General features: G+C 45.3%; 12 protein-coding genes. 5 read left to right on the top strand and 7 right to left on the bottom strand.

The features are described 5' to 3' along the window. Positions 1 to 187: 187 nt before the first annotated feature. Complete coding sequence (gene ilvC, locus LAY41_RS19135; protein ID WP_249101549.1) at positions 188 to 1183, top strand: ketol-acid reductoisomerase; 996 nt, start codon at positions 188 to 190, stop codon at positions 1181 to 1183. A 69-nt stretch (positions 1184 to 1252) separates the two neighbouring features. Here the strand turns inward: ilvC and LAY41_RS19130 are convergent, their stop codons facing one another. Beyond that, a complete protein-coding gene (locus LAY41_RS19130) occupies positions 1253 to 1480 on the bottom strand; it encodes a hypothetical protein (protein WP_249101546.1) in 228 nt (75 codons plus the stop codon). A gap of 268 nt (positions 1481 to 1748) precedes the next feature. Between LAY41_RS19130 and LAY41_RS19125 the strand changes: the two genes are divergently transcribed. Continuing rightward, positions 1749 to 2813, top strand: coding sequence for an EndoU domain-containing protein (locus LAY41_RS19125; protein ID WP_249101543.1), 1065 nt, complete (start codon positions 1749 to 1751; stop codon positions 2811 to 2813). Positions 2814 to 3158: 345 nt separating this feature from the next. Continuing rightward, positions 3159 to 3944 carry a C39 family peptidase gene (locus LAY41_RS19120; protein ID WP_249101540.1) on the top strand — a complete coding sequence of 262 codons (786 nt, stop codon included), beginning with the start codon at positions 3159 to 3161 and terminating at the stop codon, positions 3942 to 3944. A 67-nt stretch (positions 3945 to 4011) separates the two neighbouring features. Here LAY41_RS19120 and LAY41_RS19115 read toward each other — a convergent pair whose 3' ends face one another. The 4 genes from LAY41_RS19115 to LAY41_RS19100 form a co-directional block, all read right to left on the bottom strand. Beyond that, positions 4012 to 4518 (bottom strand): hypothetical protein, encoded by a 507-nt coding sequence (locus tag LAY41_RS19115; protein ID WP_249101538.1) that lies wholly within the window; start codon positions 4516 to 4518, stop codon positions 4012 to 4014. 67 nt (positions 4519 to 4585) lie between these two features. Further along, complete coding sequence (locus LAY41_RS19110; RefSeq protein ID WP_249101532.1) at positions 4586 to 5203, bottom strand: J domain-containing protein; 618 nt, start codon at positions 5201 to 5203, stop codon at positions 4586 to 4588. 202 nt (positions 5204 to 5405) lie between these two features. Then, positions 5406 to 6026: an ATP-dependent Clp protease proteolytic subunit gene (locus LAY41_RS19105; RefSeq protein WP_249101529.1), complete on the bottom strand. Its 621-nt coding sequence runs from the start codon at positions 6024 to 6026 to the stop codon at positions 5406 to 5408. Positions 6027 to 6059: 33 nt separating this feature from the next. Then, positions 6060 to 6749: an ATP-dependent Clp protease proteolytic subunit gene (locus tag LAY41_RS19100; protein ID WP_249101526.1), complete on the bottom strand. Its 690-nt coding sequence runs from the start codon at positions 6747 to 6749 to the stop codon at positions 6060 to 6062. A 453-nt stretch (positions 6750 to 7202) separates the two neighbouring features. On the opposite strand from LAY41_RS19100, the gene LAY41_RS19095 reads away from it, so the two are divergent. Next, positions 7203 to 8132, top strand: coding sequence for an Rpn family recombination-promoting nuclease/putative transposase (locus LAY41_RS19095; RefSeq protein ID WP_249101523.1), 930 nt, complete (start codon positions 7203 to 7205; stop codon positions 8130 to 8132). Positions 8133 to 8262: 130 nt separating this feature from the next. On the opposite strand, the gene LAY41_RS19090 is transcribed toward LAY41_RS19095, so the two are convergent. Continuing rightward, positions 8263 to 11910, bottom strand: coding sequence for a DUF3160 domain-containing protein (locus LAY41_RS19090; RefSeq protein WP_249101520.1), 3648 nt, complete (start codon positions 11908 to 11910; stop codon positions 8263 to 8265). A 272-nt stretch (positions 11911 to 12182) separates the two neighbouring features. Between LAY41_RS19090 and LAY41_RS19085 the strand changes: the two genes are divergently transcribed. Continuing rightward, entirely contained in the window at positions 12183 to 13430 is a 1248-nt protein-coding gene (locus tag LAY41_RS19085) for a vWA domain-containing protein (RefSeq protein ID WP_249101518.1), read from the top strand. A gap of 59 nt (positions 13431 to 13489) precedes the next feature. On the opposite strand, the gene LAY41_RS19080 is transcribed toward LAY41_RS19085, so the two are convergent. Beyond that, positions 13490 to 14575 carry a PIN/TRAM domain-containing protein gene (locus tag LAY41_RS19080; RefSeq protein WP_249101514.1) on the bottom strand — a complete coding sequence of 362 codons (1086 nt, stop codon included), beginning with the start codon at positions 14573 to 14575 and terminating at the stop codon, positions 13490 to 13492. Positions 14576 to 14995: the final 420 nt, after the last annotated feature.

Raw genomic sequence — 14995 nt, 5'->3', positions numbered from 1 at the left:
TCAACTGAATATGCTTTCATTAGCTTTGGCTACAAAATGATATTTTATTGTACCTCATTACAGCGCAAAGCGCTGTAAATTCGCCCATCGTTCTCCAGGCCGACAAGCCTATCGGAGCTACCTAGTATTTTGATAAGATTAAAAGTTTGCAGTAAATTAAGACGCTTGCACCGAAGGAGTTGTCCCTATGGCCCGTATGTATTACGACGCTGATGCCAATTTAGACCTATTAGCCAATAAAACCATTGCCATCATCGGCTACGGTTCTCAAGGTCACGCTCACGCCCTCAATCTCAAAGATAGTGGCATAAAAGTCATTGTCGGGCTGTATCCCGGCAGCAAATCGGCGTCTAAGGCAGAAGCCGCTGGGTTAGCTGTCCACAGTGTAGCTGATGCCGCCAAAGCCGCTGACTTGATTATGATCCTCTTGCCGGATGAGGTGCAAAAAACGATCTACAAAAACGAAATTGAGCCGCATCTGACAGAAGGGAAAGTACTGGCTTTTGCCCACGGTTTCAATATACACTTCGGTCAAGTTACGCCGCCACCTAATGTAGACGTGGTGATGGTTGCACCGAAAGGGCCGGGACATTTGGTGCGGCGGACTTACGAACAGGGCGAAGGAGTTCCCTGTCTGTTTGCAGTTTATCAGGATGCGTCGGGTCAGGCACGCGATCGCGCAATGGCTTACGCTAAAGGCATCGGTGGCACTCGCGGCGGTATCCTAGAAACCACCTTCCGAGAAGAAACCGAAACCGATTTATTTGGCGAACAAGTTGTGCTTTGCGGCGGCTTAAGTGCGCTGATCAAAGCTGGGTTTGAAACCCTAGTTGCCGCTGGCTATCAGCCTGAATTGGCTTACTTTGAATGTCTCCACGAAGTGAAACTGATTGTTGATCTAGTTGTGGAAGGCGGCTTAGCCAAAATGCGCGACAGCATTTCCAACACCGCCGAGTATGGCGATTATACCCGTGGCCCTCGAATCGTCAACGACCAAACCCGCGCTGAAATGCGTAAGATTCTGCAAGAAATTCAAAGCGGTCAATTCGCCCGCGAATTTGTGTTAGAAAATCAAGCCGGTAAACCCGGATTTACCTCCATGAGGCGTCAGGAAGCAGAACACCCAATTGAGGAAGTAGGCAAGGATCTGCGGGCAATGTTCAGCTGGCTGAAAAAGGTATAGCCAATTAGTCATTGGTCATTAGTCATTTGTACAACTAACTAATGACTAATGACTTTCTAAACTGCCTACTTACTGCGGCTTTGGCTCTTGTCCGTTCTCTAAATTTTTGATATCATTTTTCCGGCCAGCATCTCGATCTTTAGGTCTAATCCATTTTGGAAACAACCCAACTACGAAAGTTCGGCTTTGCAGGCTAGCCTGCCTTACTGGTTTGGGTAGAAAAGTCAAACCGTCACCAGCAATGATAAACCCCGCAAGTAGTAAAACGAACACAAAGCCAAATGTCTGTTTATTCATGTTTTGGCTCACAATTTGCTAACGCTTCTTCTCTTATTGTTACCCAAAATATACTTAAAATTATCAACTTATCGATAATTTTAAGTATACTATATTACAACATAGCTCCGTGAGCGCTGGTTAATCTTTCTGCTCTTATACCCTACAAAGGGTAATTTTAGCCTGAGTACCGAGCAAATCTCCGGAATTGAAAAAAGGTAGTCTGAAGGTAGTCAACGTACAGACTCAGAATCATGAGTGTAATTACACTATGTTTTGCTTCAGATTTATGAAAGGTGATTTTTGGATTAGACTGGCTGCAAGTGTAGCGATCGCGATCGCCCTACTATTTCTACCGATAAATGCTGCTATTGCACAAGTTCCCATCGCTGGAACCTTTAGGGCCTCTAGCACTTGTGAAGCCCCAAGAGCTAGAGGCGGTGCCAATCCTGGAAATGTTCGAGTTTCAAACGGTCAGCGCTATGAAGCGCTTAGCTTCAACAGTGAGGATAGAAAATTTATCCAAATCAAAGTGCCTGGTGCCAATCCCGAACGTCGCTGGGTAAGTACCTCCTGTGGTACTTTCTCAGAAGTTAGCCCTTCACCTACCCCCGTTCCTGCACCTACTCCATCCTCAGTTGTAAAACCATTTTTTGATACAGTTAATAATCCAGAACAGCATCGCTTTCCACTCGCTCGAAAAGAAGACATCACACCGCCACCACCCCAACTCACTGAATTCGACGAAGCGGTGCTGAAAACCTGTTCTTCAATTGGCAGTAAAGTCACAGCAAGTGATTTCAAACAATTGATGTCAGATCACCCAGATGTATTGAGAGAAATCCAGCAAGCTGTTGGCGGTCAACTGCTGCCAGTTCGCAGTACACAAGCCGAATTCCTGGACGATTTAACGGCTGTTTGGTCTAAGCGAGAAGCCTTTGAACATATTTTTTGCGGAGAGTTAGAAGGGCCAGAAAAAATAGGCGGACTGCATTTTGTGGGCAGATATCTGCAACTGCAAAAAGACGGTATTGGCGGACGTTTATCCAGTAACTTGCAAAAAGAAGAGGTAATTCCCGGCGTAGTTTATACGCTGGGTGTAGTCATCAAAAAAGGCTCAAGCACATGGAGCGATGACATCAAAGGCTATGCTTTAGTCAGCGATGCAAAAGAACTGATGAAGGATGCGACGAAAGCATTTAAGGCGCAGGGAAATGCCCAAGGAGCTTGCATTTTGCCTGTGCGAGATGGGGATACGGGAAAATCTTACAATGCCGTTTTTGTCAAGGATAGAGACGCGATCGTCACTTTTTATCCCGACGCAACTCCCAAAGGTAATCCTTGTAGGAATTAAGTCGATTGGGTATGGCTGTAAAAATACTTAGTTTTTAAGTATTACTAGCTTTCATCTGTACTGACAAAAACGTATTTACAGCGGTTTTCAGATGAACCCGGAGAAACCGGGTTTCTCTTTACCTCACTCACCTTAAAAGGTCTGTATTTTCTTGAAAATACCTGTAGTAACAGCATGAATAAAAATTGAAATTTGTTAACCAATAGGGAACAAAATAAACTTTTTTTTCGTCTTGACAAAGAGCCTATCGATTGCGATCTCCTTTAAAGTTTGCGATCGAATTTTCCTGATGTAATAGCCAAAATTGCGAAGGATTGATTAGTTAGCAGATTTGGCTAGACCATCATGAAACTTAAAGTTATTAAAGATACGGTATTCAAGCAATCTCCTGTCCAAGCGATCGATCTACCCGAAAATGAAAAAGTGGCACTGGGGGCTGGTAGAGTATTTGAGATAGACTCTTATAAAGACATAGGAAGTCATATAAGGGTAGCCCTAGAAAAAACTTTCCTCAAAGGTAGAAACACCTGGGTAGCTTATCAAGAGCATATCGAAATTATTGGCGACGATGGGGTAAAACGCATCGGTAAATTCAGCCCTAATGATAAGCTTCCCAAGCAAGTACGTTTACCAGTTCCTTACTTCAGTCAACTCAACAACCGATACAAACCAGAAGGCACCTGCAATGTCACCTGCGTTGCCATGTGTTTGTATTACTACGGCATTAGACCTGCCCTTCGCAATAAGCAGCTAGAAGATGAACTATTTCAACTGGTCGATCGCAATGGATGGGATCGCCACGTTCACGATCACCTACGTAGAGTCTTCCTTGAGTATGATATGAATGATGTCTTCAAAATGGATGCAACTTGGAATGAAATAAAGGCTCACCTAGCCAACGGAAATCCCGTTATTTACCCAGGTCGGTTGACGGGAGGGGGACATATCATTGTCCTTCGCGGCTATGACGATACTGGCTTTTTTGTTAACGACCCCTATGGTGAGTACTTCGATTCAGGCTATCAAACGGATATGACAGGCGAAAACCTTCATTACTCCTACAATCTAGTCAAGTCCAAGAGTTATGGTGAGAGTGGAACCACCTGGGCGCACTTCCCTAAGAAGAAGTGATCCGATTTTAGATTTTAGATTTTAGATTTTAGATTTGAAAAAACTCTTGCGATCGAGCAAATTTCCATCAGGGTCCCCCGATGAGTTTGTTTGATTCGCGTGCGAGCAATTCATTGACGATCGCCCGGTCGTTTTGATAAATTTCCAATCGGATCGTGTCGGAGTCTGAATATCGGAAAGTTACAATATAGGTAACATCCCGGTCTGGATCGGTGAATCGGTATTGCGGTCGGCTCGTCGTACCCATAACCTTGAAACCTGTTAGGTTAATCGTACTACCATCTTGCTGGTTTTTAACGTAGAGGATATAATAAGCCGGTTCCCATGCCCAAAAAGAAGCCTGCCAATTCAAGTTAGAAAAGGTTCCCCGAATCGAAAACTTCCCCACGGTTATCGGACAGTTGTTCTCCTCGTTGTCACTTCCATTGCTGGTATCTAAATAAGCTTGACAGGGTTGCTCTGGTTCGTCTGCCCCTGCTGCAAACGATAGAGATAAAGAAAACGGTAAAGTGCAAACAGTTGCCAAGGCGATCGTTCTAAGTTTCATGATGGGTTTTACCTCGATTTGTATCATTTATAGCAACCGCCCTGGCGGTTGCTATATTGTTGGAGAAACCGGGTTTCTCGAACTTGTCTATTCATCAATAAATCTGTTCAAGACGACGAAAATCTCTTTCAACTTCAGACCAAAGAGAACGATTGTGGGGGTCAGTGCGTAATGCTTTTTTTAAATAAATTCTAGCTTTATCCAGTTCTCCCTCAGTCACCAAATGACGGCCCCAGCGCTGATAAGTAATAGCCTGCCACTGACGGACTTCTGGGTCTTCTGCTAGGCGTTGTGCTAAACCTTCTACTAGAGCGATCGCACGAGGAAACCTTTGAGCTTTTAGCAGCAGCTGCAATTGCTCATATAATTGCCACTTAAGTTGTTTTTCCGTTTCCGATAGTTGAGCTTCCGGTTCAGGAGGCTTTTCCTTGCGAGTCACCTTTGTTTTTGGCGGCGGTGCTTTTGCGGAGTCAGAGGCGGTGGGTGGGGTCTGGGCTTCGCTCGACTTCTGGGAAATTTCAACCTCTTTGACAACGCCCAGAAGGAACTGGTAAGCCTCAGTAATAGCAATAAACTTATCCTTCGCTTGTCGATCGGTCGGGTTGACATCGGGATGATAGCGCCGAGCTAAATGACGGTAAGAAGCCTTAATTTCAGCCATTGAGGCTCCAGACTTTAGCCCCAGTAATCGATAGCAATCTGCCAGGTTCATCAAGTTAAGCTTTAAACCTAATCTCGATAATAGCAAACGCAGCCTCAAGCTTTCAGGACTTACGCACTAGCCCCCCTAACCCCCCAAAGAAAGGGGGGAACAGGAGCTTACTCACCCCTCCTTACTCCCCCCTTTCTTTGGGGGGCTGGGGGGGCAAAGGGGGGCGTAACAAGAAATATTGCGTAAGTCCTTTTTGGATAGGTTATGCGACTGCTGGGGTTTTAATTTCAGCAGAGCGCTCCTCAATGACGCGATCGATCAAACCGTATTCTTTCGCTTCCTCAGCAGACATGAAAAAGTCGCGATCCATATCCTTCTCGATCCTTTGCAGAGGCTGACCCGTCTTTTGGGCGTAGATATCATTCAACTGGCGACGAATCCGCAGGATTTCTCTAGCCTCAATCTCAATATCCGTAGCTTGACCCCTAGCACCGCCAGAAGGTTGGTGGATCATAATCCGCGAGTGGGGTAAAGCCAAGCGTTTCCCCTTGCTGCCAGCTGTGAGCAGGAAAGACCCCATCGAAGCTGCCAAACCCACGCAAATCGTCACGATAGGCGATTTAACGTGCTGCATGGTGTCGTAGATAGCTAAACCCGCCGTAACCGAACCACCGGGGGAGTTGATGTAGATATAAATATCCTTGCTTTGGTCGTCAGAATCCATATAGAGCAGTCTAGCGATGATGGAATTAGCCATTCCATCGCTGATTTCTCCGCTTAAGAAGACAATCCTTTCCAGAGCAAGGCGCTCGTAGATATTAATCCACTGGGTGAAAGGCTCTCCTGGGAACCGATAGGGTACTCTTGGGACACCAATGGGCATAAAACTTTCTTCCTTGTAGCGAATAACTAGAACTTAACCGTGAAGAGCCGCAATTGGTTGAGGAAGTTCTTTAGGACTTTCCAAAACCCGATCGATCAAACCGTATTCCTTGGCTTGGTAGGGGGTCATGTAGAACATCCGATCCATATCTTTGGCGATTTTCTCTGATGATTGGCCTGTATTTTGAGAGAAAATCTCCAGTATCGCCCTTTTGTTTTCCAAGACTTCCTTAGCTTGAATTTGAATGTCTGTCGCTTGACCGCGAGCGCGAGTGCGAGCGTGATGCAGCACGATCGTAGCGTTAGGCAGACTGGCTCTGCACCCTTTCGTTCCTGCTGATAAGATCATAGCCGCTGTCCCCATAGCCTGACCAATACAGATGGTATGGACTGGAGGCTTGATGTAATTAAGGGTGTCGCAGATCGCAAAGGCTTCCGTTTCAAAGCCTATAGCATCGCCGCCATACCAAGCCGTACCCGTGGAATTGATGTAGATGGAGATCGGCTTCTCCGGGTCATCGTATTGCAAAAACAGCAGTTGGGCAATGATTAACTCGGTTACGTCTACACCTACTTGAGCTTTGATCTCGTCAGATGAAAATAGCGGCAATCCGAAATAGACAATCCTTTCCTTCAACAACAAGGAAGGCAAATCTGGAGGGGGTGTTCTGTAAAAGGAATCTCCGTAGTACGGAGCTTGAACAGCTTTGATAGGTGAGTTCATAGGTCGGGTTATCGCCCAAAACTTTCTTCAGTGTTTTTTTATGGTAACGCGCTAGGGGGATGTCTTTGCGGCACGTTCAGTAGTGATCCCAACACCTGTCTGTTTAGATTCTCTGGCTGATTACAGCCGCTTGCCGTGGGATGAAGTGCTACATAGAAACCGAGTTTCTTGAAGAAACCGGGTTTCTATGATGTAGATATCAGACCGCCCCGCGCAGCTTGGTTGTCCCACTTGACACTGTTGCAGATATCTGTTTCGATCGGTTGCATACTACAGGACTTACGCACGAAAAAGCTATGACCGCATCAGCTAGGGAGTTGACTGAACCGTAAGTTCTTAAATTCGTCAGTCCTTAAATTGGTCAATAGCTCCATTTCTTTTGGCAGCGCTGTTGCTATCTCGCGATCGGACAATGCACTGTAAGATGCTGGCATCTGGGAGTTGCATCTGCCAATGATAGACCACGATCGCTTGTTCAAGGAACTGCTTACCACTTTCTTTCCCGACTTCATAGATTTATTTTTCCCTGACGTGGCGGCGTATCTGGAACGGGACTCAGTGACGTTTCTGGATAAGGAAATTTTTACCGATGTTACCGCTGGGGAAGAGTACGAAGCCGATTTAGTCGCCTTGGCGAGGTTTCAGGGTCAAGAGTCATTTTTCTTGATTCACACCGAACACCAATCCGAAGCGCGAGGGAACTTCAGCAAACGGATGTTTCGCTATTTTGCCCGTTTGTACGAAAAACACGATTTACCAGTTTATCCCATTGCGTTATTTTCCTACGATGTACCGCAACGTCCAGAGCCAACTTTCCATCGGGTTGATTTCCCCGATTTTAAGGTGCTGGAGTTCAATTACCGGGTAATTCAGCTAAATCGCCTCAATTGGCGAGATTTTCTGCGTTACCAAAATCCGGCAGCCAGTGCGTTAATGGCCAAAATGAAGATAGCGCCGTGCGATCGTCTTCGAGTGAAATCTGAATGTTTGCGCTTGATGGCTACTTTAAAGCTCGATCGAGCGCGAATGCGTTTGATTTCCGGGTTTATTGACACTTATCTGCGGCTAAATGCAGAGGAGGAAAGACTTTTTCAAACTGAGATTAGTACAATTGAACCATCTGCACGGGAGGTAGTTATGGAAATTGTTACCAGTTGGATGGAACAAGGATTAGAACAAGGATTAGAGCAAGGACGCCAGCGAGAAGCTTTGTCTTTAATTCTGCGTCAACTTAACCGCCGCCTTGGTGGAATTGCTCCTGATTTAGAGGCAAAAATTCGCAGTTTATCTGTTGATAAATTGGAAGAATTGGGTGAGGCGTTATTGGATTTTTCCAATGTTGCCGATTTGGTTACTTGGTTGGATAGAGAGGTAATAGGTTAGTAGAGGTTTAGAGCGTTAGTCCAGAAACCCGGTTTCTTAGAGAAACCGGGTTTCTTTGCGTAAGACCTAATATTAGTCATCGATTTCTTCGTCGTCAAAGTCGCAGTTTTCATCCCCGCTCGGCTAACAATCACTTTCTTAATTTTGTCAGCCAATCCATTTTTTTTGGCAGTTCTGCCAGGGGATTATTTTTGTACTCGAACTTGGTGAGTTTTGTGAGATTTTCGATTTCTTTTGGCACCGCTGTTAGTCGATTATATCTGAAGTTTAGCTCTGTTAAATTCGTAAGCAGACCGATTTCTGTTGGCAGTGTTTCTAGTTGATTGTAGCTAAGGTCTAACTTGGTCAGATTAGTGAGATGACCGATTTCTTTGGGCAGCGCTGTTAGTTGATTGGCACTGAGGTTTAGCTCTGTTAAATTGGTAAGCAGACCGATTTCCGGTGGCAGTGTTTCTAGTTGATTGTTGGCAAGGTTTAATTTGGTCAGATTAGTGAAATTTCCGATTTCTTTTGGCAGCGTTGTTAGCTTATTACCGCAGAGGATTAGCACTGTTAAATTGGTAAGTAGACCGATTTCTGGTGGCAGTGCTTCTAGTCGATTGAAGCTAAGGTTTAATTCTGTCAGATTAGTGAAATTGCCGATTTCTTTTGGTAGCGCTGTTAGTTGATTATATCTAAGTTTTAGCTCTGTTAAATTGGTAAGCAGACCGATTTTCGGTGGCAGTGTTTTTAGTTGATTTTTGCTAAGGTCTAACTCGGTCAAATTAGTGATATTCCCAATTTCTTTCGGCAGCGCTGTTAGTTGATTGGCACTGAGGATTAGCGCTGTTAAATTGGTAAGCAGACCGATTTCCGGTGGCAGCACTGTTAGTTGATTGCTATCGAGGATTAGCGCTGTTAAATTGGTAAGCAGACCGATTTCCGGTGGCAGTGTTTCTAGTTGATTGTTGGCAAGGTTTAACTTGGTCAGATTAGTGAGATGACCGATTTCTTTGGGCAGCGCTGTTAGTTGATTTGCACTGAAGTTTAGCTCTGTTAAATTGGTAAGGAAACCGATTTCCGGTGGCAGTGTTTCTAGTCGATTGCGGCTAAGGTCTAACCAGGTCAGATTAGTGAGATTTCCGATTTCTTTTGGCAGCGCTGTTAGTTGATTGGCACTGAGGATTAGCACTGTTAAATTGGTAAGCAGACCGATTTCCGGTAGCAATGTTTCTAGTTGATTCTTGGCAAGGTCTAACTTGGTTAGATTAGTGAGATTTCCGATTTCTTTTGGTAGTGCTGTTAGTTTGTTTGCACTGATAATTAGCTCTGTTAAATTGGTAAGCAGACTGATGTCCGGTGGCAATGTTTGTAGTTGAGCTTCGCTAAGGTCTAACCAGGTCAGATTAGTGAGATTTCCGATTTCTTTTGGCAGCGCTGTTAATTGATTGCCGCTGAAGTTTAGATGTGTGAGGTGAGCGATCTGACCAATTTCTTTGGGAATCGTCATTAGATTCCTACCGCTTAAGTCAAGACTTGTCCCATTGACTAGCTTAAGAAGTTCTTGGAGGATGTCTTTAGGTGTGACAGGTACGAGATAGTTCTTTGTCCAATCGGGTCGGGGTGGAACCTCACCAAGCTTAAGTTCACTCTGCCACTCAGAATCCGATTTACGTGAAACTCCTGGCATCTCAAATTCGTAATGGGAAAGAACTGGGCCAGCATAGACCACCTTATCCTTACCGTTGTCCACCGCAATCATCAACAAATCGACATTACCCACACCCTGATGCAGCACACAACCTGGATCTCCCGATGAGGGTAGGTTGGTATGTACATCTGCGACAATTGCATCCTGTTTTTCAGAATCCTTATGCCCTTTATAGAAAAGACCAAAATACCAGCCGGTGTATATTGATTGCCGGAAGTAAACATTACCTGTTTTATCTGTTCGCTCGACAATCTTTTTCAGAAATAAGGTTTCTGATTCAGTGAATTCCTTCTGTGCAAGTTCTTTCACAGCAATTCCTTTGAGGATAGCTAACTTGTTGGCGAAGTTTTTCAAGAATGAAGTTTGTCTTTTCTGGATGTCTTGGAGTCGAACCTCGTATTGGTTATTTTTCTTGCCTGAACTTTTTGGAAAGGGAGTTTTTTCAATCAAATCGGCTGCAAGCTGAGCCATTTTCTCAAATCGTTCCCAAAATGCAGGTCGTGGTTCTACAAAACCTGCTGGGTAATAGCAAACAAGCATATCCGTGTATGATTGTTTAACATGAAGAATCGTGTCGTGACGCAGTTGTGTCCACGAAGCTAGCTGCGTGTTGAGAGTTTTCATTGACCAGGCAGAGGTACTCATCGCTTCGGGATATTTGCGGTCTTTAGTCGGTGTCGAGAGTTCCCGCAAAGTAGCCAGCCAGTTCATGTAAATGTTTTCTTCCCAAACTGCTGGATTCTGCTCGTCAATTACATATTTTGCTGCTGCTAAGTTGTGCTGATAGTTGAGTCCATCTCTGAATTTTCGGCCTTTAGGATCGGTCATGCGTGCCACGAGTTCTGACACAACTTGGTTGTTCCCCAACGCGGCAAAAGCAACATCTAAACAGCTAGGGATGCGACGATCAACTTTCTCACCATTCCACTCGATATCGTCATACACTATTCTGGATGTAACCCAACTGTCTAAAACAAACTTTTGACCCAGGATGGTAAACGATCGCGGTAGTTGAATCTTTTCCGCTCCAAAGGGTGATTCGTAATAGTGACTGCCGATGTTTTGAATGCCGATTTTACCTGATATAATGTCAGCTTCTAGTTGCAATAGTACTCCCCAATCTTTGATATCTGCGGGGGATTTTATCTTCGCCTTATTTAAAATATCGCCCAGCTGGGCAAAGGTCATGGAATCGGTTCGACCTACAAAAGTTTGGAGTAACCGATCGAACTGCTGCCATTGCTCAAATTTACCACTTTTTTTGAGGAGATCGTAGAGAACTACAGCCGCGCCGAGTTCTCTGACTGAGGATTCTTGTAATGTGCCAGCAATGCGGAGATCTATCGTGCCGCACCACATCATTGCACGGAAATATCGCTTCAGTAATTCGGAGTTTTCATAATGTCCGCGCACTTTAAATTGAGAGAAATCTACTGTACGATCTCGCCCAAATAGGTTAAACTCTTGAAGTTGCTGACCTTGGATCTCTTTGAGGGTTCGATCTACTCCAGTATCCTGACCTAAGTGAGTCTTAACCGTTCGCTCTGCCAGCAAAGAACGCGCTACTGCCAGGAAGTAGTCAGCACATTTCACAGCCTCAGCCAACACGCCATTACCACACTTTTTCCAAGCTTCGCGAATTCCCTGTTGCATCCCTTCGAGAATCTCATCAAGTGACTTGGATAGATAAGTTTCTTCCAGTTCTTCGAGAATGGCATCGTATGACCGATGCCAAGCATGAAGCAGGGCATCGGCGGAAACGAAAACTGGCAAGTCGTTGCTGTAAATGCGATAGAATATGTCAGCAAAATTCTCTCCTCCCAATCTTTCGCTGACCACAAAGCCATTTTGCTTGAAAATTGCTAGTTCGTCTGTATTGAGTTGAAAGAGTTTGTTTTTGTGGAAATCGTTCCAGAACTTGGCTGTTGTCGGGTCGAAGCTGATTTGAGGCAGATATTTAGCTTGGCTGGTATATCGTTTGGCAAATTCTTGGGGTGAAATCTGCCCAATTTTTTGGAGTGCTTCGTCAAATGCTGCTGTGTAACCAAAAACATCACAGGAGGCTTGTGCAATGGGTGTGCTGGTCATCCAAGTTTCTCCTTGGTAAGCTGACTGAAGCTAATTTGCTCCATTATACAGGACTTAAGCACCAAAGGACTAGAAACCCGCTTTCTTCGGATATCTTTAGCTATAAAACCCACGATTTTGCATAGAAACCGGGTTTCTTTGCGTTAGGGCATTTTGTTAAGCCCTTGCTTAAATGCGATCGCCCTGAATCGGATATCCTGGTTGTAGGTACGTAACGTCAGCCTTTGGCCGTGAGATAAATAATATTACTACTTATATGGGAGCTTGGAATTATGAAAGTTAGTTTGCAGCCTATATTGAACGATGCCAACCTGGATGCGGGTCAATCGACGAGTCAGCGTCAGCTGGAGATTTCCGTTTCTGCTACGCCGGGTGAAATAGTAGAGAATGTACCCCTAAACTTGTGTCTGATTCTCGATCGCAGCGGTTCGATGAGCGGACGCCCCCTGGAAACGGTCAAACAAGCAGCCGGACGCTTGGTAGAACGGCTTAAAGAAGGCGATCGCCTTTCGGTGGTAGTCTTCGATCACCGCGCCAAAGTTTTAATCCCCAATCAAGTTATTGAAGATGGAGCTGCCATCAAACGGCAGATCGCCCAACTGAAGGCTGACGGCGGTACCGCAATTGATGAGGGACTGCGCCTGGGAATTGAAGAAATGGCTAAGGGCAAAAAAGACGCGATTTCCCAAGCATTTCTGTTGACCGACGGTGAAAACGAACATGGCAGCAATGATAAATGCCTCAAATTGGCGGAACTGGCTGCTGGCTACAAACTGACCCTGAACGCTTTGGGATTCGGCACTCACTGGAATCAAGATATTCTAGAACAAATTGCCGATGCTGGTGGTGGCTCCTTATCTTATATCGAACAGCCCGATCGCGTAGTGGAAGAATTTGCTCGCCTGTTCAAGCGCATCCAATCTGTGGGATTGACTAATGCTTACTTGCTGTTCGATCTGATGCCAAAGGTGCGGCTGGCAGAACTCAAACCCATCGCTCAAGTTGCTCCCGATACGATCGAATTGCCGGTACAACAAGAAGGGTCGCGATTTCTAGTCCGATTGGGAGATTTGATGACCGAACAAGAGCGAGTTATCCTGGCAAACTTGTATATCGGTCAAATGCCGGAAGGGCGGCAGACTGTAGCCCGCTTGCAAGTTCGCTATGACGATCCAGGCCAGGGTAAGGAAGGTTTACTCTCTGAAATTGCATCAGTGGAGGCAAACTGCGTGCGGACTTACCAACCGAGTATCGACCCAAAGGTGCAAAAGTCGATTTTGGCTTTGGCAAAATATCGGCAAACTCAAATTGCGGAGACAAAATTGCAACAAGGCGATCGCGCTGGTGCTGCTACGATGCTGCAAACTGCCGCCAAAACCGCTCTGCAAATGGGAGACAAAAGTGCCGCAACAGTGCTGCAAGTCAATGCCACCCGGCTGCAATCAGGAGAAGAACTTTCGGAAGGCGATCGCAAGAAAACCCGCATTGTCTCCAAAACCATATTACAGAGCGACTCTTGAATTCAAGGCAAAAGTCAAAAGTCAAAAGTCAAAAGAAAGAATTTTTTTCTTTTGACTTTTCAAACCTTCAAACCTTCCGCTGCTTGGGGGCGGGCAAAAATCATCCTCCCAGCAGAAGTTTGTAACGCAGATGTTACAACCACCCGCAGTTCGCTGCCCACATATCTGCTGCCCTCTTCAACCACAACCAAAGTGCCATCATCCAAATAGCCAATCCCTTGACTGGGTTCCTTGCCTTCCTTGATAATTTTCAGATCCAGGTTGTCACCCGGTAGATAAGAAGGACGAATCGACTGCGCTAAGTCATTGATATTCAACACAGGTACTTTCTGCAAGCTGGCAACCTTGCTGAGATTATAGTCATTACTCAGCAGAGTGCCATTAATCTCTTGAGCCAAACGCACCAACTTGGCATCCACCGTGGGAATATCTTCGTAGTCAGCAGAATGAATAACAATCCTCTCTGGGTAAGTATTCTTCATGCGGTTAAGGATATCCAGCCCTCGACGCCCCCGAACTCGCTTTTGATCGTTGGAAGCATCGGCGACTTGCTGCAATTCCCGCAAAACAAACTGCGGCACGAGAATTTGGCCTTCCACAAAACCAGTATCCAGCAACTCTTCAATGCGACCGTCGATAATGCAACTGGTATCTAAGACTTTGGTAGCCGCAGGCTTAAGCGTGCCTTCTGCTACTAGGAGACTTTCCACCGTGTGAGGATTAATCAGTCGCAAGAAACCCCGCCCGTGGGTATCTGCAAGATTTATACCAGAGAAGGCAAACATGATACTGCCCAAAACGGCGACCAGTGGCTTAATAAAGGCAAAATCCGTCGGAATCGGCAGTAAGAAAATTGGCGCGAGCATTAAGTTGGCAACGAGTAGCCCCAGCACCAAGCCAACTGCACGAGTCAAGAGGACATCCACCGGCATTTCCCGGACTTTCCGTTCCAAACGCCGATAAGCCGTCTGGACGAAGAGCCCCACCGCTATTCCACCTATGACTCCAAACCCGGCGAAAACCAAGCGCAAACCTTGCAGATTGGTTACCTGCGTCAGCGCCCAGCTCGGTATCAAGTCAATGATGTAGAAGCCGATCCCAGCCCCTGCTGCCATGAATGAAAGAATAATAATTGCGTCAAGCATTGTTTTAAGCTGATTAGGATGAGAGTTTCCATTCCCAGGCGGGATTAAGAAACGATTAAAATGAATGTTAGCAGCTGATATTTGTACCGTTCCATTATATCTTCGATTCTCTCGCCGTCTCTCTTTGGGATTATTGCTGTAAAAACCTTACGAACTCAACAGTTGAGCGTTATTTTCATGAATTCAATTGATTTGATTTACAACTTTTAATGAAGTATTTAAGAGAATTTTTGAGAAATTGTCTGTGGAGTGAGAAACCGGGTTTCTAATTCCAGGCTCACCCAGCTTTTTGGTTAAACCCCCAAGAAACCCGGTTTCTTTGGCTTCACCACAGGCTTTTCAAACACTCTCTAAGGATTGTGCCGTTATTTTGCGTTTTGTTGCAAAATTTGTATTCCTTTATAAGTTATGGTATAATAG

The organism is Argonema galeatum A003/A1 (assembly GCF_023333595.1).
Lineage (GTDB): Bacteria > Cyanobacteriota > Cyanobacteriia > Cyanobacteriales > Aerosakkonemataceae > Argonema > Argonema galeatum.
This window is presented reverse-complemented; position numbering and strand designations above follow the sequence as displayed.